Raw genomic sequence first — 16,862 nt, forward strand, 5'->3', positions numbered from 1 at the left:
AGAGTTTTCTTTTAGAAATAAAAGGGTGTTTTGAGAAGCTATTTAGTGTGTTATTTGGCTATGAACTTCTTGTTTTATATTTTTTATGGGAATCTAAACTACTTTTATGAAAAATTACAAATCGGTTGCAGAGATCTACGAAGAATATATGGAAAAGTTCGATAAAGTATCGGACGAAGAAATTGTAGCGGCATTTAACAGTCAAGTAAACAATCACGGTTGGGGCACAGGGAAACAAGCCTACCTCTCCGCAATTCGGGCGCAATTCAACAAACGAAGAATCAATTACCGAGCCGTGGGCAATCGATGGAGTATGTCTTATCAAACGAAGGTCTATCTGGAAGGCAAAAAATTAATTAAAATAGAAGAAGGTGCAGGGTAAAAGTTTGCAAGAACATCCTACCCCAGCCCTTCCTTCAAAGGAAGGGAGCTTCCTATAACATCAAAGAAAAATCCTCCCCTTGAGGGGAGCTAGAGGGGTGTTTTCACGAAAAAGCACACAAACCACATCGAAGAAAAAACATCCCTCCCCAACCCTTCCACCAAAGGAAGGGAGTAAAAAATCCAACAAAGAAATCCCTCCCCTTGAGGGGAGCCGGAGGGGTGTTTCACAAAAAAACACACAAACCTCATCAAAGAAAAACATCCTTCCCCAATCCTTCCACCAAAGGAAGGGAGTAAAAAAATCCAACAAAAAAACCCTCCCCTTGAGGGGAGCTGGAGGGGTGTTCTCGGAAAGAACATACAAACCACATCAAAGAAAAACATCCCTCCCCAACCCTTCCACCAAAGGAAGGGAGTAAAAAAAACCAATTAAAAAAGCCCTCCCCTTGCCGGGAGCTGGAGGGGTGTTCTCGGAAAGAACACACAAACCCCTCGAAGAAAAACATCCTTCCCCAGCCCTTCCTTCAAAGGAAGGGAGTAAAAAAAACAACAAAGAAATCCCTCCCCTTGAGGGGAGTTGGAGGGGTGTTCAACCTTCATACATAGTCGTTACCCATACAATCGCTCTGCCGCTCCTTTTGCCCATGCTTCTACCCGCTCGCCGAAACATTCGCGAATGGAATCGACACCTATCACACTTCCCAGACTGTTGCGGCCTAATACACTCAGTCGGAGGGACTCTGAAACTGCTTTGGTTCGTACCGTTCCGTCTTTGTACGTCTTTGCGCCGAGTTTAGGAGTGACGGATTGTAGAATTCCGTCGTTTTGTAACCCCACGAGGAGGTCGCTGCAATTCTTCTTTAATTGGGGTGGCGCTAAGACCGAATTCACCATACAATTTATCCTAGTTTCTTCTTCGTTCGCTACCAGTTTCCAACCAGAAGGTTCACAGGTAATTTTAGGATCGTTTACAAACCGAAGATCGAGTATGCCAGCTTCTGCAAGGGCAATAAGTTCGAGCGTGCTAGCAACGGGCGGACCAAACGAGTACCGCTTGGTATTTTCGTCGATATCAATAAGCGTTTCCATGATCGAGGGAGACAATGTGCTGTGCGATAGTACCCGATACAAAATAGGTTGCAGATGCCGCCAGACATTTCCGATGCAATAATCGAGCGTGATGGCACGATTGCCCAATGCCATGCTTGCTACCGCTTTCATATACGCCACCGGAGGCATGTGGGTCGTTAGAATGAGCTCATGGCTTGTGGTTGGGTCTTTCAGCCAGGCGACACAGGAAGTTTCAATTATTTCTAAAGGTGTTGTTGCATGCACGGTGGGATGCTTCAGATAGTGTTCGGCAGCTATGTTACTAACGATTTTCAGTAGCACATCCACCACCTCATTTTCATTCACCTTTTTAAGTAAGTTCTCAAGGTCTTTTTCAAAAATACCTTGTTGTGCTTCCGAAGGAATAAAATAGCGATCTACATGATATCCAACTGGTTTCGGCACTAACGGGAGTCCGTCTAGCGAGAATGCTACTATCTTAGATACGGAAGCTTCTGAAGGCGTATAGGTAAGAACCAAAGGATCATTGGTTTCAGAAAAAAAACCGCCTCTTCCCACCGTAAGCATGCGCACCACATCGATCATGGCGAGACCAAAACCGCGAATGCCCACCCTGTCTTCTTTGTCTATTTGTTTCTGAATTTCGTTGTAGTAGGGATGTGCAATAAAAGTTGCTTCGGAAACTTCATCGTGCCATTTCCATGTTTTAATTTCTTCGGAATCGAACACGGGTTGATGCCCTACCGTTAACAGACATTCTTCACAGCTATACTCGTTTCCATCGGAATCGGTGATCATAAAATGTGGGGCACGATACTGAAGGTCTTTTACTTCGGAAGTAATTACGGTAAGTAGATTGTGTTGTATAAGTACATTGGCGATCGATTGATAGCGCAGGTGTAGGTACGATCCCATTAATTTGCGTGGTAAAAATGCATCCAGTTCATCATCTAAGGTATGTTGATGATTTGTTTGCATCCATTCGATGAAGGAAGGAAATGCGGGAATCTCGAAAGTAGAAAAGGTAATTGACGAACGCCCCTCCATTTTCTGAAGCGAACGGTCTGAACTGTTTAACCGATTGGTAGCTGCTTGTTCGGGATGCCATACATTTCCAGCCCCGGGATAGGGTTCCGAATCGAACATATGAATGGAAATAATGGGCTTCTTTGTGTGCAATGCCACGTGTTTCATTAAAAACTCAAGGCTTGCCAGTCCTCTTGGGCCACACCCCACGATTGCAATATGTTGTGTTTGTAATGGTTTCAAAAATTGGTTTTTAGGATAAAGGAGGGGTCAATTTTTGTGGAACTTCTGCAACGCCTTGCAACAATTCGGTGTCGAGGGTACTATTATTGTTGTTGTGAAGCACCGATATATCTCCAGTAGATTCGAACACCACAGCACGAACTTCCGAAAAACTGTGTACATTGGCTTCGCGTAATTTTGCAATGAGATCGTCTTTATCCACATTGCACTTTTTTAGATTTTCATATAAAATTTCTCCATCTATCATTAACAATTGTGGTTTGTTGGTCGCTAGTTTCTGAAACCAAGGAGCCTTACGCACCACCATAGAAAATAAGGTTTGAAATCCGATAATCGCGGCGAGAATAATGGCACCTTTTAAAATACTTTGGTCTTTATTAAGTACGATCGAAGCCAATACGCTACCCACAGCAATGGTCGAAGCAAAATCGAAACTCGACATTTTTGCGAAGGTTCGCAATCCGAAGATCCGCGTTAAGATGATCGTGATCGAAAATATGGCGAGCACGCTGCCCACTAATAATAATATTGTTGAAATCGTCATGGTTTTTTTGTTTCTATAAAAATAGAGAATCTATCGCCCCCATGCTGTTAAGAGAATTGTAATTGAATACTTTATCCAGACCTTAATTTTTTAGGGAGCGTTTAACACAATGCTGTTAAATTATGTTAGCACTCTTTTTATCGGCTTTGTTTCTTCTTAAATTTAAGGGAACAAAAAAATGATTGAAATTGATTATGGAAAAGAGAAACCAATTAATAAGCACTTTGGGAAGTTGTATTAATGCGTGCAATCATTGTGCGGATGCCTGTTTAGATGAAGACACTATAAAAATGTTGGTCGATTGCATTAGAACCGATCGTGTGTGTGCAGAAGTGTGTAGCAGTTTATCGCAAATTTTACACACATCGTACACAAATGTTGACGGACTCGTAGAATACTGTATTAGCGTATGCGAAGATTGCGCTGAAATATGTGAAAAACACGAACATGAGCATTGTAAAGAATGTGCTAAAGCATGTCGCGATTGTGCCAAAGCGTGTAAACAATATCTAGCTGCCTAACCTTAAAAAACTAAACATTATGGCTAAAAAAACACCCATGCTCGACAAAGATAAAAAGAACGAGCAGGATATCGAAAATCAGGATTATCAAGGAGAACCAAATTCGAAACCAGATACTCCAGAAAAACCTTCAAAGGAAAATCCTAAAAAAGTACCAGAATCTAACGATCCGGCAGGATATGGTGAAACTGGTAATAAGAAAGATTCTCCTTATAAAAAAGAGGACTAAATTTAATTTAAATACTATTTTATAAGCAACTCTGCTTATAACTAACATAAAAAAATTACTATGAAAAATCCAAATTACGAGGAAACTCAAGGAAAACATCCTATTCCACACGCGAAAGGAATTGCAAAAGATGACAATTTGAATCCGAAATCACAAACTGACGGAAAAAATATATCCAAGGCAAAAGAAGAGGAAGAATAATTTATTCTGAATTTTCTTATGAAATCTGTTTTTAACTACCTATAAAATTCGTGGTTAAGAGCAGATTTTTTACATAATTATCTAAGAGGCTTGAAGGTAATATTTTAAAAAATCGTTTTCAAAAACAACAGATTTACTATCTTTGAAACCTAACCTAAAAAATAAAAATTATGGGCGTTGGTGGAATTGTAATTTGGACCATTATATTATGTCTTGTACTTGGAGTACTAATTGAAATTAAAGAACGTATTTAATATCGCTTTACTTCATAAGAAGATTTATACATATTAAAACCCTGTAGCTATTTTAAGTTACAGGGTTTCTTTTGTTTCGAAGGGCACGAAACGTATAAAATGCTTCCGGAATACCTTTTTTTTAGGCAAATCAACTAAATTCCGGAAGCAACAACCCGATCGCAAACTTCACAATGCGCGGGTAATTTTCGGGACAAAAAGCTAAATTTTAGTAAACGTAAGTAGGTCTACACTGCCATCACCACCACTAACATCTCTTAATCTAATTTCGGAATCTGAATACGATTGTACATCCCAATCATCATTCAGGTCTTCGAAATCATGGTCGTCATTAACAGGGAAAAAAATGTTGAAGTCGATATCATCATCACTACTGCTACCATCGTCATCGTCGCTACTGCTGCTGGAATCTACAGACCAGGTTCCAGTAAGGGTTTCTGTTCCGTTGGTTGCGGTTAGAACTCCCGAATCTCCGAAGGTAAAAACATATCCTGTAAAATCGGACGTTTCATTGTTCCCCGAATCGGTATAGTTGGAGACACGCCAGGTACCTTCATTAGCATTGTTGGTAAGATCGGCTGCTTGTTGGTCGTTCGATTGAGAATTTCCGTTGTCATCACTAGAACATCCTACAGAGATTAGACTTACAAAAAGGGCGAATAGGGTGCGTATAAAAAATTCTTTTTTCATCGTATCTAGTTTTTAGGTTTAAAGTTTTGTAAACGTTAATAGATCGGTGCCGCCATTTCCACCGCTTATGTCTCGCAATTGTATTTCATTGGCAGTTACCGAAAGTACATCCCAGTCGTCATCGTTTAATTCTTCTAAAGGTGCTTCGGGACCGAAATCTAATAACAGATCGTTTCCGCTGTTTAATGAACTCCAAATTCCTGTAGAAGTTTCTGCCCCTTGTACATTTACAACACCATCTAACGTAAAGACAAACTCATATCCAGTATAATCTGAAGTTTGATCGTCGTTATCTTCAGAATAACTTCCCACGATCCAAACGCTTCCTGGAGCTGTAAGAGCAGTGGTCACATCGTCGTTTCCGCCACCCGTAGAATCACAATCACTTTCAAAACGAAGGCGATCATCTCCCAATCGTAGGTCTACTTTTACTTCGGAAGGGTTACTTGTTTCCAATTCGTGTAAATTCCATGAATCGTTTACATCGGGAAGTCCAACAACATTAATCACGACTGTAATGTTACTTCCTGTTCCTGAAGCATTCCATGTTCCAGAGAAATTACCATCACTGCTTGTTACTGCGATCGATCCGTCGGTACTGAAGCTGAAATCGTACGATGTATAGCTATCTTCCAAATCTTCATCGTTGCGCTCTAACTTATCTATAAAAAATAACGGACAATTAGTTAAGATGTCGGTAAGCATTTCTGTAGTGCAGGTATTACAATCATCATCATTGTTTCCTCCGGTACCGCATTCAAAACGCAATCGGTCATCTCCTAATCGTAAGTCAACTTTGGTTTCATTATTAATTTCGATTTCGTGCAGGTTCCAAGTATCGTTAACTTCAGGAAGGTTGGGTACATTAATCACTACCGTAATGTTATTTGCTTCCCCAGAGCTCTCATAGGTTCCCGAAAAAGTGGTTCCGTTATTAGTAACTGTAAGAGATCCATCTGTTTCAAAAACAAAATTATATCCAGTAAAGTTGTCTTCTAGGTCTTCATCGTTACGTTCTAATTTGTCGATAAACCATGAAGGACAATTGGTTAGTACATCACTTAATTGATCTGTAGAACAGTTATTACAATCGTCATCGTCATAGTCGTTATCATCGTCTTCATCGCAATCGTCACTCGAATCTTGAATTATAGCGACCAGTTCGTCAATGGTGTTTACCTCCACGACATTTCCATCTGAAAGTATGACGGTAATCGGGAATTCGATAGTAACCGCTTCGTAATTAGGAAGGTTTTGTATAAACCCATATAATTCTTCATCACTGGTAATTATTATGGTTTCTATAAGTTCGTTATTGGCATCGAATACTGAAACTGTGATAGGATACTGAATGTCGATACATTCGATATCATCATCGCTCTCATTCTCTCCAGAGCAATTCGCAATAAGGGCCAATAATTCTGGATACGAATTCACGACTTGCGTAGTATAATCTGAAAAGATCACGGTGACTGGAAAAATAATTTCGAGGGTATCGGTATCATCATCAGAAGCATCAAAAATTGATTCAATAACAGCGTAATCGTCTGTAGTAGAAACTACTATTTCAGTTCCATTGGCAATTACTGTTACGGGAAGTTCAATAGTAAAGCAATTCGCGTTGTCTATAATATTATCTATCGAGCCATCTCGCGTTGCTATATTCCGAAGAAGGTTCGCGATCGTAGAGTCGGCGGTTATGGATTCGTCTTCTGGCGGATTAATTACTTCGTCGTCTTCGGTTCGACAAGAGCTAAAAACCAACACACATACAAGAAGCATGAGGATCCCTTTTAGAAAATTTTTCATATTTGTATTTTTATAGTTAATTAAAAGCCTTTATTTGGCGGTTTTCAGTAATAGAACAAACGACTTTACAAAATTCCTGAAAAAAAATTGTTTTTTTTATAAATACATTTGTGACAGAGTCTTAACAAATGAAAAAAACCTCTCAAGAAAGTATTTGCCAGGAAGAAAATTACAGAAAGGTGTACGAACAACACGGACAATCCTTATTAGATTTTCTTACCTATAAATATGGAAGCGAATACCATCCTAAAGATACGCTTCAAGATATTTTTATCACATTGTGGAAAAATTGCTCGAAAGTTCCCATTGAAAAAGTTCGATCGTATTTGTTTACACTTGCAAACAACCACACTTTAAATAAAATTAAACACAGAAAGGTAGTACTTGCCTATCAAAAGATACAACAAAAAGAATATTCTAACGAATCCCCCGAATTTTTACTAGAGCAGGAAGAGTTTCTAAAACGGTACCAAACGGCATTAGGACGACTTAATGAAGAACAACGTGTCGCCTTTCTTTTAAACAAAGCAGAAGGTAAAAAGCATAAAGAAATAGCAGCCTTATTGGGCGTTACTAGAAAAGTGGTAGAGTACCGTATTTACAGCGCTTATAAACAGTTAAAAGAAGAACTTGAAAATTTTAACTTAAAGTAATCAGGAATTTTGCAACGTTACTTGTTTACTATTTACAGACCGAATGTATGAATGAAAAATTACACAAAAAATGGCTTAACGGAACCCTTTCGGAAGCAGAACAAAAAAGCTTCGAACAAAGTCCCGATTATCCCATTGCAAAGAAAATCACCGAAGAAGCCAAACGTTTTAAAGCTTCCCAATTTGAGTCTCGTGATGATTTCGAAATTTTCGATCCAAGAGAACCAAACAACACTACTGCTAAAGTCCCTGTAAAAAAACTTAACTGGAAAACAATCGCTTTACGCATCGCCGCCATTTTTGTGTTGGGTGCAGCGTTATATTTTCTTTTTAATCAGAACCAAACAACTACCGTTGCTACTGCAATTGGCCAGCAGGAAACCTTTTCATTACCCGATGCGTCTCGTGTAATTCTCAATGCCGACTCGAAATTAGTATATTCGAAATCAGATTGGGAGCAAGAACGTGCTGTTTCCCTTCAAGGGGAGGCGTGGTTTAAAGTGGCGAAAGGCAAAACCTTCACGGTACAAACACCCTATGGGTCAGTAACCGTATTGGGCACTCAATTTAATGTGCGTCAAAGAGCTAATTTTTTTGAAGTAACTTGCTACATAGGTCTTGTAAAAGTTACCGCACAGAACAAAGACGCTGAAGTACCCGCTGGAACCTCGTATCGCTTGTTAAATGAACACGCTGAAGTTTTAGAAATTTCACAACGCAAACCCGATTGGACTAAATTCATGAGTAGTTTTACAAATGTCCCAATCCGATTAGTTTTTGAAGAGCTGGAAACACAATATCCTATTAAAATTATAGACCAGAGCAACAAAGGGAACGAATACTTTACCGGAAGCTTTACCCACACAGACCTACGCACTGCCCTACGTGCCCTCACAGACCCCATGAACTTAACTTTTGAAATTAATAAAGACCAGACAAAAGTATACATCCATGGGGATTAATAATACCTGTAAACTAGGGGCATTTTTCGTTTTATTTGTTTGTTGTCTAACTTCTTTTGCGCAGCATTCGAAGGAAGATGTCACCCTTATTTCTTTCCTAAAAACCCTTGAGCAAAAACACAACATACAATTTAACTACGCTGTAAATAGCTTAGAAGAAATAGATGGGGACCTTCCTAATGAGAACCTCCCCTTGCGTCAAATAGTATTGAATCTTGAAACAGCTTTCGGTCTTAAAATAGAACAGCTAACAGCCAGTTTGTACACCATAAAAATTGCAGAAACACAAATTTTTTGCGGGTATGTATTGAGTGAAGCGACAAATGTAAGAATTCAGGGAGCTACTATTCAAGTGGGTGCTACAGGAACCACTAGCGACGCCGACGGATATTTTGAAATTTCTCTTCCCAAAACTAATGCGCAGCTACTCTTTAGACATTTAGGGTTTGAAAAAAAAGTAGTTACAATCTCTTTTGCTTCGGAAAGGACCTGCCCTAAGTTTTTCCTTACGCCACTAAACGAAACCTTAGATTCGGTAACCTTGTCTGCTTATTTGGTTGACGGAATCTCTAAAACTTCACGAGGAAGCGTTGCCGTAACTTTTGAAAAATTCGGATTACTTCCCGGACTTATTGAAAAAGATGTTTTGCAGACTGTACAGGCACTTCCGGGAATCTTTAGCATCGACGAAACCGTGTCGAACCTTTCTATTCGGGGCGGCTCACACGATCAGAACTTAATTCTTTGGGACGGGATTAAAATGTATCAATCGGGCCATTTCTTCGGACTCATATCTAACTTTAATCCACAGATAACTCAAAAAGCAGAACTCATTAAAAATGGAAGTCATTCAAAATATACCGACGGAGTTTCAGGTACTATTTCTATGCAGACCGACCGTACCATTACTAAAGATTTTACAATTTCGGCAGGTATTAATTTTCTGAGTGTTGATGTATTTTCAGACATTCCTTTAGGAAAGGCTTCATCCCTACAGGTAGCCGCTAGAAAATCGATCAACGAATGGTTTACTACCCCTGCGTATCGTTCGTATTTTACCCGCATCTCTCAAGACACAGAAGTAGAAGATAATGTCTCTGGTGTTGAGAACAGCGATAAAACATTTGGGTTTTACGACCTTTCGTTTCGATGGCTCTACGAAATAAGCGATACAGAGCTGTTACAAGTAAACTTTGTTACCGGCGACAATGATCTTTCTTTTTTTGAAAGCACAGTATCAAACGCGACCAACTCCGAAAGACAAAGTACATTAACCCAAAATAATAGTGCTGGTAGAATTAGTTACAAACGATTTTGGAACGAGTTATTTACTTCTGAAGTTTCGGTATATGAAACCGATTATAAATTACAAGCAGTAAACGTAAATGTATTAGAAGACCAGCGTTTTCTTCAGGAAAATACGGTGTCTGAAACTGGAGCTAAACTCGAAACTTCGTACTACTTAAACAACCGTTTCACACTTTCTTCTGGCTATACCTTTACCGAAACTGAAATTGTAAATTTAAACGATATTGATACGCCTCGGTTTCTAAGTCGCGACTCGGAGGTACTTCGTGAACACGGACTGTATGCACAGCTCGATCTTGTCTCTAATTCGGGCAATACAAATCTAGGCGTGGGGGGTAGATTGAATTATATTAACGAGTTTCAAAAGTTTATTGCTGAGCCTAGATTGCAGTTCCGACACGTTTTTCAAAAGTATTTTACCTTCAGTATTCTGGGAGAATTTAAACACCAAACTACATCTCAAGTGATTAATTTTCAGAATGATTTTTTAGGAATCGAAAAACGGCGTTGGCAAATGGCAGACAATGTGAACATTCCAGTTTTAGAAAGTAAGCATGTATCGGGAGGTATTAGTTTTCAGAAAAAAGGATGGTTGATCGATGTGGATGGGTATTTTAAGACAGTGAACGGCATCACCTCTCAGAGTCAGTCGTTTCAAACAAAATACGAATTTACCAAGACCCAAGGAAGTTACGAAGTGTATGGCGGAGATCTATTACTTCGGAAAAAAACCAACCTATTTACGCACTGGATCGGGTATTCGATCATGGAGAACCAGTACACTTTTGAAGCGTTACCGGAAATCACGTTCCCAAGTAACTTCGATCTAACACACGTGATTACCTACGGCTCTACCTATTCGAACGAGGCACTTACCATTTCTGGCGGATTTAATTATCATACGGGTAAACCTACTACGCTGCCGCTGCAAGATGAAAATATTGTAGAAGATGAAATCCAATTTCAATCGGCTAACTCAGACCGGATCGATGATTATTTTAGGGTCGATCTCTCTGCCTTGTATACGTTTACAACCAACGCATCGCATAAAATTGAAGTAGGAGCCTCGGTATGGAACCTACTGGATACAGCAAATAGTATCGAACAATATTTTAGAGTGAGCGAAGCAAATACCATTGCACAATTTAATAAAAACGCGCTAGAAAGAACCTTTAATACGGTGCTTCGGTTTACCTATTAACAAGACCATTGCTTCAGTAGTGGCATATTACTTATTTAGTTTTCTTCAGTAATATTTAGAAAAATTTATTCTACTTCCACTACCCTACTTTTTAAGGTCCAAACATCGTTTTCTTGGATGCTTTCGGTGATGCGTATTTTCTTAGGTCCCGCCTTTTTTAAAATATCTATAAGTTTTAAATTTCGATGCACTTCGGTATTTATAAAAATGGGGTCGGTGAGTAAGGTTCCGGTGGTGGCATTGTATACATACAGCGTTTTAGTTTTTGAAGTTTCACTCATAAATGCAATCTCATCGGCACCATCGCCATTTAAATCTCTTACATTTTCTAAAACACCTTGAAAAGTGTTTTTTATAACAATGGGACTTAATGTGGTAGCGCTAAAAATAATGCGGCTTTCGCAACCGGTTTCGCAAGGCGTTGTGTTAGCTTTTAACTCATTATTGTTTGGTTGCGGTAATACAACAACAGCATAATCTGAGAGTGCATCGCCATTAAAATCGCCGTAGAGCTTGGGAAGTTTAGCGTAGGTTTCTTTCAACGTCGCCTTTGAAGGAAAAAGCAACGGATTAGGGTTTACAGTACTGTCTTCTAATTTTAAGCCTTCTCGAACAATTTTAAAATTCCCATTTTTATAGATCACCGATAAAAACGATGGGTAGTTGCCCTCGGTTTCATTGTAAGAAATAGTTCGGGTAAACAACACTAAAAAATTTCCTCCCTCCTTCTCTATCGAAATAGAGCTTTCGGGAATGGTTTGCTTGAGGTCGGGAAAGCGTTCGAACAAAGCAACTTTGTCTTGTTGAATTTTCTCTTTGGTTAGTTCGATTCCGTAGTAAATCGCTTCATCTAAGTACTCGTGTTTTAAGTCGAATGCCTTTAGTGACGTGTGTTTCGAATTCCAATTCAGCACAAATTCTTTTACGTCTTTATCTCCTTTTGGATCGATCTCATTACAACTTCCGAAGCAAACCAATCCTACAAGAAAAATTCCCAGCTTTAAATTCATAATATATAAGTATCATAATTGAAGTTTCGTTTCGTCGATCTTCAATCTATAGTCGCTAAATATAAGCAGAACGCTAGAGAAAACACAATGCATTACGCTATCATTCTGAAGAATTAAATGGGTTCTAATATAATTTTTCACACACTTGAAGGATTCATTTTCTGAAGCGCCTCTGCTGCATACCCCGAGCCAACGTTCGTATCTAAATCCAATGACTCTTCACGACCTAATGTATAATAAACATAATCTACTTCTGGTTTTGAGTAACACACTATAAGATCTGCCAAAACATTATATGCTCCTTTTGTTTTTTTATTCGAACTGTTTAACTCCGAATACCCAGAAGAAGCAAATTTTGTGCAATCGATTGCGACATTATGATTATTAATATAACTTTTTCCTGCAATTACTTGACAGCCCGCCGAATGATTTAATCCTCCAATGCCCGACCAATGAATATTAATACTGTTATTTATTTCTACGGGATTTCCTTTTCGGGTATCAACATCGGCATCGGTTAGTGCATTGTCATTTTTTCGGTCCCGTAACACCAGCACCCCAACCGGGTCGTAAGGTTTTAACGCTCGGTACACTTTAGATTCTTTCCAAATCTTATGCCATCCGAACCGATATTTGTGTTGCCCTTCCACTAAAAAAGCTTCGTCAGCCCGCTGTGCCATCCGAACGCTTGGATCGGTAGAACCCCAGAATTTAAAAACCATCCCCTGTATAAGTAGTACAAAAAGATCATCATTTATTCGATCGTGTTGCGTGGTACTTTGTTTTCTACGTATGCCAATAAGATGAATTTTGTCGGATCCAAAATCCCAGTCGGTTGCCTTGCGTGTAGCATGGGTATTTATGATTTTATTTACCTGTTTCATAATAGAACCAGGGTTTTCGCTGTAATGCGCTTTTGCCTTCTGAAGTAAATGGATCCAATTAGTATATTCTTCGGAAGCTGTCTCGACAGAAGCTTTTCCCCAATCGCTAACTGTCCCATTTTGTTTCCATCGAGAAATGTGCGCATTGGTTCCTCTCCCTACAATACCATCAGGTAACATGGAGGAATCCCCATTAGGATCGACCGTTCTCACATATTCTTGAAACAGTCGCACTGCCGCTTGTGTTACATAATCGAAAACTCCATCGACCACTCCGCGAGGCATAAAACCGGCTTGATGAAGAAATTTTTGCAATTCTGTTACTTCTGAAGCACTTTCTTTCCGAAACGAACGCCAAGCTGTTCGATCATCGTCTCGAAATGAAACTTTTCCCACTAACAAACCGTCTCGATGAAACGGAGCTAAATACTTTTTACGATCTGCAGGATATTTATCTGCATCGCAACTACCCAAAAACAAAGCGCTCATACTAGTATATTTAAAGATTAATAACCGAGTAATAGAGGAGTCGGGGATTTTTTTGAGGAGGGTGTGTTCTTATAATTCTGAACATGTAAAAAATTATTTTCTGTTAAAATAAGAAACATAAAAACAAACATTAAAGTTACAGAAAATCAAATAGTTACATCGATTAGAATATAATTATTTATGTAATTATAGAATCATTATTAAAAAATAGGTTCGAAACGCTAAAAAAACCGCTACCTTATTTAATCAAAATCCCTTTTAAAAAAACACTTATGAAATCATTTTTTTTTCCTGTATACGCAGGATTATTGTTCGTTTTACTCAATGGATGTGCTGTTAAAAAGACGTCTAATATCGATTATCAAAATGAACGTGGTATCAATTCGGAAACTTTAAATGTCTTTTCACCGAAAGCCACTCAAGACGACAATTTACCTGTATTAATTTTTGTTCATGGAGGATACTGGAATAGTGGCAACAAAGATACCTATGGTTTCTTCGGAAGGAATTTTGCAAAAAAAGGAGTCGTTACCGTAATTCCCGATTATACGTTGAGTCCGAAAGCTAATTATGACGAAATGGCGACTCAGATCGCTGAAGTGGTTCGATGGACCGAAGCTAATATTTCGCACTATAAAGGAGATCCTAAACAAATCTATGTTTCAGGACATAGCGCTGGTGGACATTTGGTGGCTTTAGTAGCTACACATCCTAAATATTTAAAGACAAATAATACTATTGCGGGGGTCATCTTGAATGATGCCGCTGGATTGGATATGTATGGGTACCTTCAGAAGAATCCACCCACAACAGAACATAATTACATATCAACTTGGACAAAAGATCCTGCTGTGTGGAAAGAAGCTTCCCCTATTTATTTTCTTTCAGAAGCAACCCCGCCTTTCAAAATTTATGTTGGGAGTAAATCGTACACGTCTATTATAGAATCTAACGCTCGATTTTTAAAGACTATTGAGAATTTTCAACCTAATATTTCATTTACTACCCTTACAAAAAAACATGTTCCCATGATGACACAGTTTATTTTTCCTTGGAATAAAAGATATAAAGAAATTATCAATTTTATGGAAGCGCAATAGTTGGCATTGCGTAAAATACAAATAATGTAGTTCTTACTACAACTGTGGATTATTTAATATGTTTAGAAAAAGTTAGTAAACAAGCGTAGAAATATAACCAGATAACGAATTTATTGGCAATTAATCAATGATTTAGATACATTCGTAAAACTTATTCCTATATGAGTTAAAGAAAAGATTATAACCTTCCATAGCTATCGCCATCATGAAGAAATTTTTACACTGTTTTTTTTTCCTTCTTCCCACACTGATTTGGTCACAACAAGTTGAGTTATTTGAGCAATTTAATGGTCGGTACGATTATACGGCATTGGGAAATACCATGAATACTGGCGAGAATCCCAATGGATGTAATTTCGTTGATTCGAGTAGTGCCGAATTTCAATTACAACCTGGCCAGACGTTTGTTTCGGCACATTTATATTGGGCTGGATCTGGATTAGGGGATTTTAATGTAACACTTAACGGAAACCTTGTTGCTGCCCAACGTACTTTTAGTCATAACTTATTAAATAACGGCGGAAACTTTGACTTTTTTGCTGCCTATGCTAATATTACAAATCTCGTAAATAATATTGGAGAAGGCACCTATACCTTCTCCGATCTGGATCTAGGACTTGATAATCAACCGTTAGATTATTGTTCTGGCGGGCTCGACTTTGCAGGTTGGGCTATTATTATTATTTACGAAGATCCTACTCTTAACTTAAATCAGATAAGTCTGTTTGATGGACTCGATAGTGTTTCAGCGAATAATAATAATCTGCAAATTATATTAGACAATTTAAGTATTGCCAGTAACGACCTTGCCAAGATCGGATTTTTAGCATGGGAAGGAGATGCGGCCATCGCCATTAATGAAACACTTCAAATTAATGGAACCACGATGAGCGATCCCCCGCTAAACCCTGCCAATAATGCCTTTAATGGCACCAATAGTTTTACAGGCTCCAACCAAATGTACAATATGGATCTCGATTTCTATCCAGTCGAAAATGTAGTTGCACCAGGAGATACTACTATTACGATCGACCTTACTTCAGGACAGGATTTTGTAATGATTAATAACGTAATAACTATTGTTAATTCTGAATTACCCGATGCAACCATTGTAATAGATAACCTTGGGGTACTCTGTGCGAATAATACGATCGACGTAGAGTACACGGTTTCAAATTTTAATAGTACCGCCCCACTGGAAATAAATACTCCTATCGCTTTTTACAGAGATAATATTTTAATTGGTCAATCTCAAACTCTTACAGAAATCGCTATAGGTGCCTCTGAAAGTAACACCATCACTCTAAACATTCCTGCGGGAACACCTCCAGTATTTACGCTTCGTGCTGTAGTGGATGATGATGGTACCGGAATGAGCACAGTAGATGAGATTGTAGAAGACAATAATGAATTTGATCTACCTGTAGATCTTAATTTACAAGGTTTAAATCTTGGCCCAGATCTTAATCCCTGTGTGGTTGACACCGTTATATTAGACGCTGCATTAAACGACCCCGATTTTACGTATCAATGGTCGGTTTATAATAACATTACAATGCAGTTCGAAGCTATTCCCAATGAAACCAATGCTACCTATGAAGTAACTGCTACAGGACGCTATCTTCTTGAAGCTTTTAAAGGAATTTGTTTTGTTTCTGATGAAATTGAAGTCACTTTTCAACCTTTACCAGTACCTGGCACTCCCGACTTGTTAATTGCATGCGACACCATTCCTAACGATGGTTTTACCGAATTCGATCTTACGATCCGTGATGCGCAGATTCAAAATGGTCAACCCAATACTACTGTGACCTATTTTCGAACAGAAGCTACAGCACAATCGGGTAATTTTCCAATTACCAATCCTACGACTTTTGAAAATACAGAGCCAGATATTCAAACTATTTATGCTCGTTTAGAGGAGACAACGTATGGTTGTTTTGATATAGTAGAACTAGACCTTCGCGTGGACATGGCTCCTATGATCACAGATCCTATCGATTCTTATTTGGTATGCGATACCGATCAAGATGGTGTTGAGGTTTATGATTTACGAAGCAAAGATGCTGAGATTCTCAACACTCAAGTTGGGCTCGACCTTACCTATCACACTAGTGAGGCGGATGCTACTTCTGGGAATGCTCCCATTATGAACGATACGGCGTATCCTAGCGGTGGTGGTGTTCTAATTTGGGTTCGAGCTATTAATTCTGCGGGCTGTGTTACGGTCGGGAGTTTTTCGTTGGTATTGGGACAAGTTCCTTTTACGGATATTCCAGTTGC

16 protein-coding genes are annotated in these 16,862 nt (G+C 38.9%); 10 read left to right on the plus strand and 6 right to left on the minus strand.

Annotated elements, in window-relative coordinates:
• Positions 1-106 precede the first annotated feature (106 nt).
• Together ULVI_RS00510 and ULVI_RS00515 are read left to right on the plus strand one after the other, a co-directional pair.
• On the plus strand, positions 107-382 hold the full coding sequence (locus ULVI_RS00510) for a hypothetical protein (protein WP_068588259.1): 276 nt from the start codon (positions 107-109) through the stop codon (positions 380-382).
• Between the two features lie 79 nt (positions 383-461).
• A complete protein-coding gene (locus tag ULVI_RS00515) occupies positions 462-803 on the plus strand; it encodes a hypothetical protein (protein WP_068588262.1) in 342 nt (113 codons plus the stop codon).
• Positions 804-993: 190 nt separating this feature from the next.
• Here the strand turns inward: ULVI_RS00515 and ULVI_RS00520 are convergent, their stop codons facing one another.
• Both ULVI_RS00520 and ULVI_RS00525 read right to left on the minus strand, forming a co-directional pair.
• Positions 994-2,724, minus strand: coding sequence for an FAD/NAD(P)-binding protein (locus ULVI_RS00520; protein ID WP_068588264.1), 1,731 nt, complete (start codon positions 2,722-2,724; stop codon positions 994-996).
• 10 nt (positions 2,725-2,734) lie between these two features.
• Positions 2,735-3,268, minus strand: coding sequence for a DUF421 domain-containing protein (locus tag ULVI_RS00525; protein ID WP_068588268.1), 534 nt, complete (start codon positions 3,266-3,268; stop codon positions 2,735-2,737).
• A 194-nt stretch (positions 3,269-3,462) separates the two neighbouring features.
• Between ULVI_RS00525 and ULVI_RS15240 the strand changes: the two genes are divergently transcribed.
• The 3 genes from ULVI_RS15240 to ULVI_RS15365 are packed head-to-tail and all read left to right on the plus strand — an operon-like array spanning position 3,463 to position 4,219.
• Positions 3,463-3,789 (plus strand): four-helix bundle copper-binding protein, encoded by a 327-nt coding sequence (locus ULVI_RS15240; protein WP_082830743.1) that lies wholly within the window; start codon positions 3,463-3,465, stop codon positions 3,787-3,789.
• A gap of 19 nt (positions 3,790-3,808) precedes the next feature.
• Positions 3,809-4,018 (plus strand): hypothetical protein, encoded by a 210-nt coding sequence (locus ULVI_RS00530; RefSeq protein WP_068588271.1) that lies wholly within the window; start codon positions 3,809-3,811, stop codon positions 4,016-4,018.
• Positions 4,019-4,078: 60 nt separating this feature from the next.
• Positions 4,079-4,219: a hypothetical protein gene (locus tag ULVI_RS15365; RefSeq protein WP_157632533.1), complete on the plus strand. Its 141-nt coding sequence runs from the start codon at positions 4,079-4,081 to the stop codon at positions 4,217-4,219.
• Positions 4,220-4,674: 455 nt separating this feature from the next.
• Here the strand turns inward: ULVI_RS15365 and ULVI_RS00535 are convergent, their stop codons facing one another.
• Positions 4,675-5,163 carry a hypothetical protein gene (locus ULVI_RS00535; protein WP_068588275.1) on the minus strand — a complete coding sequence of 163 codons (489 nt, stop codon included), beginning with the start codon at positions 5,161-5,163 and terminating at the stop codon, positions 4,675-4,677.
• 18 nt (positions 5,164-5,181) lie between these two features.
• A complete protein-coding gene (locus ULVI_RS15485) occupies positions 5,182-6,972 on the minus strand; it encodes a hypothetical protein (protein ID WP_068588278.1) in 1,791 nt (596 codons plus the stop codon).
• Positions 6,973-7,100: 128 nt separating this feature from the next.
• Here ULVI_RS15485 and ULVI_RS00545 point away from each other — a divergent pair, with 128 nt between their 5' ends.
• Genes ULVI_RS00545 through ULVI_RS00555 form a run of 3 tightly spaced genes read left to right on the plus strand, consistent with a single transcriptional unit; the run spans position 7,101 to position 11,096 of the window.
• Positions 7,101-7,625, plus strand: coding sequence for an RNA polymerase sigma factor (locus ULVI_RS00545; protein WP_068588280.1), 525 nt, complete (start codon positions 7,101-7,103; stop codon positions 7,623-7,625).
• 47 nt (positions 7,626-7,672) lie between these two features.
• Positions 7,673-8,587: a FecR family protein gene (locus ULVI_RS00550; RefSeq protein ID WP_068588283.1), complete on the plus strand. Its 915-nt coding sequence runs from the start codon at positions 7,673-7,675 to the stop codon at positions 8,585-8,587.
• The gene (locus ULVI_RS00555; protein WP_068588286.1) at positions 8,577-11,096 is read left to right on the plus strand and encodes a TonB-dependent receptor; all 2,520 of its coding nucleotides are present in this window, start codon (positions 8,577-8,579) and stop codon (positions 11,094-11,096) included. Before ULVI_RS00550 ends, ULVI_RS00555 begins: the two co-directional genes overlap by 11 nt.
• A 65-nt stretch (positions 11,097-11,161) precedes the next feature.
• Here ULVI_RS00555 and ULVI_RS00560 read toward each other — a convergent pair whose 3' ends face one another.
• Both ULVI_RS00560 and ULVI_RS00565 read right to left on the minus strand, forming a co-directional pair.
• On the minus strand, positions 11,162-12,106 hold the full coding sequence (locus ULVI_RS00560) for a hypothetical protein (protein ID WP_068588291.1): 945 nt from the start codon (positions 12,104-12,106) through the stop codon (positions 11,162-11,164).
• Positions 12,107-12,243: 137 nt separating this feature from the next.
• Positions 12,244-13,479 carry a peptidoglycan-binding domain-containing protein gene (locus ULVI_RS00565; protein WP_068588294.1) on the minus strand — a complete coding sequence of 412 codons (1,236 nt, stop codon included), beginning with the start codon at positions 13,477-13,479 and terminating at the stop codon, positions 12,244-12,246.
• A 272-nt stretch (positions 13,480-13,751) separates the two neighbouring features.
• Between ULVI_RS00565 and ULVI_RS00570 the strand changes: the two genes are divergently transcribed.
• Entirely contained in the window at positions 13,752-14,579 is an 828-nt protein-coding gene (locus ULVI_RS00570; protein ID WP_068588296.1) for an alpha/beta hydrolase, read from the plus strand.
• Between the two features lie 205 nt (positions 14,580-14,784).
• A partial coding sequence (locus tag ULVI_RS00575; RefSeq protein WP_068588299.1) for a CARDB domain-containing protein occupies positions 14,785-16,862 on the plus strand: 2,078 nt, incomplete at its 3' end.

The organism is Cochleicola gelatinilyticus (genome assembly GCF_001637325.1).
Lineage (GTDB): Bacteria > Bacteroidota > Bacteroidia > Flavobacteriales > Flavobacteriaceae > Cochleicola > Cochleicola gelatinilyticus.

Bases quoted from the DNA above. Each gene is read 5' to 3' on its own strand.
- ULVI_RS00510 (WP_068588259.1), top strand. From the start codon at position 107: ATGAAAAATTACAAATCGGTTGCAGAGATCTACGAAGAATATATGGAA.
- ULVI_RS00525 (WP_068588268.1), bottom strand. From the start codon at position 3,268: ATGACGATTTCAACAATATTATTATTAGTGGGCAGCGTGCTCGCCATA.
- ULVI_RS15240 (WP_082830743.1), top strand. From the start codon at position 3,463: ATGGAAAAGAGAAACCAATTAATAAGCACTTTGGGAAGTTGTATTAAT.
- ULVI_RS00530 (WP_068588271.1), top strand. From the start codon at position 3,809: ATGGCTAAAAAAACACCCATGCTCGACAAAGATAAAAAGAACGAGCAG.
- ULVI_RS15365 (WP_157632533.1), top strand. From the start codon at position 4,079: ATGAAAAATCCAAATTACGAGGAAACTCAAGGAAAACATCCTATTCCA.
- ULVI_RS00535 (WP_068588275.1), bottom strand. From the start codon at position 5,163: ATGAAAAAAGAATTTTTTATACGCACCCTATTCGCCCTTTTTGTAAGT.
- ULVI_RS15485 (WP_068588278.1), bottom strand. From the start codon at position 6,972: ATGAAAAATTTTCTAAAAGGGATCCTCATGCTTCTTGTATGTGTGTTG.
- ULVI_RS00545 (WP_068588280.1), top strand. From the start codon at position 7,101: ATGAAAAAAACCTCTCAAGAAAGTATTTGCCAGGAAGAAAATTACAGA.
- ULVI_RS00550 (WP_068588283.1), top strand. From the start codon at position 7,673: ATGAATGAAAAATTACACAAAAAATGGCTTAACGGAACCCTTTCGGAA.
- ULVI_RS00555 (WP_068588286.1), top strand. From the start codon at position 8,577: ATGGGGATTAATAATACCTGTAAACTAGGGGCATTTTTCGTTTTATTT.
- ULVI_RS00560 (WP_068588291.1), bottom strand. From the start codon at position 12,106: ATGAATTTAAAGCTGGGAATTTTTCTTGTAGGATTGGTTTGCTTCGGA.
- ULVI_RS00565 (WP_068588294.1), bottom strand. From the start codon at position 13,479: ATGAGCGCTTTGTTTTTGGGTAGTTGCGATGCAGATAAATATCCTGCA.
- ULVI_RS00570 (WP_068588296.1), top strand. From the start codon at position 13,752: ATGAAATCATTTTTTTTTCCTGTATACGCAGGATTATTGTTCGTTTTA.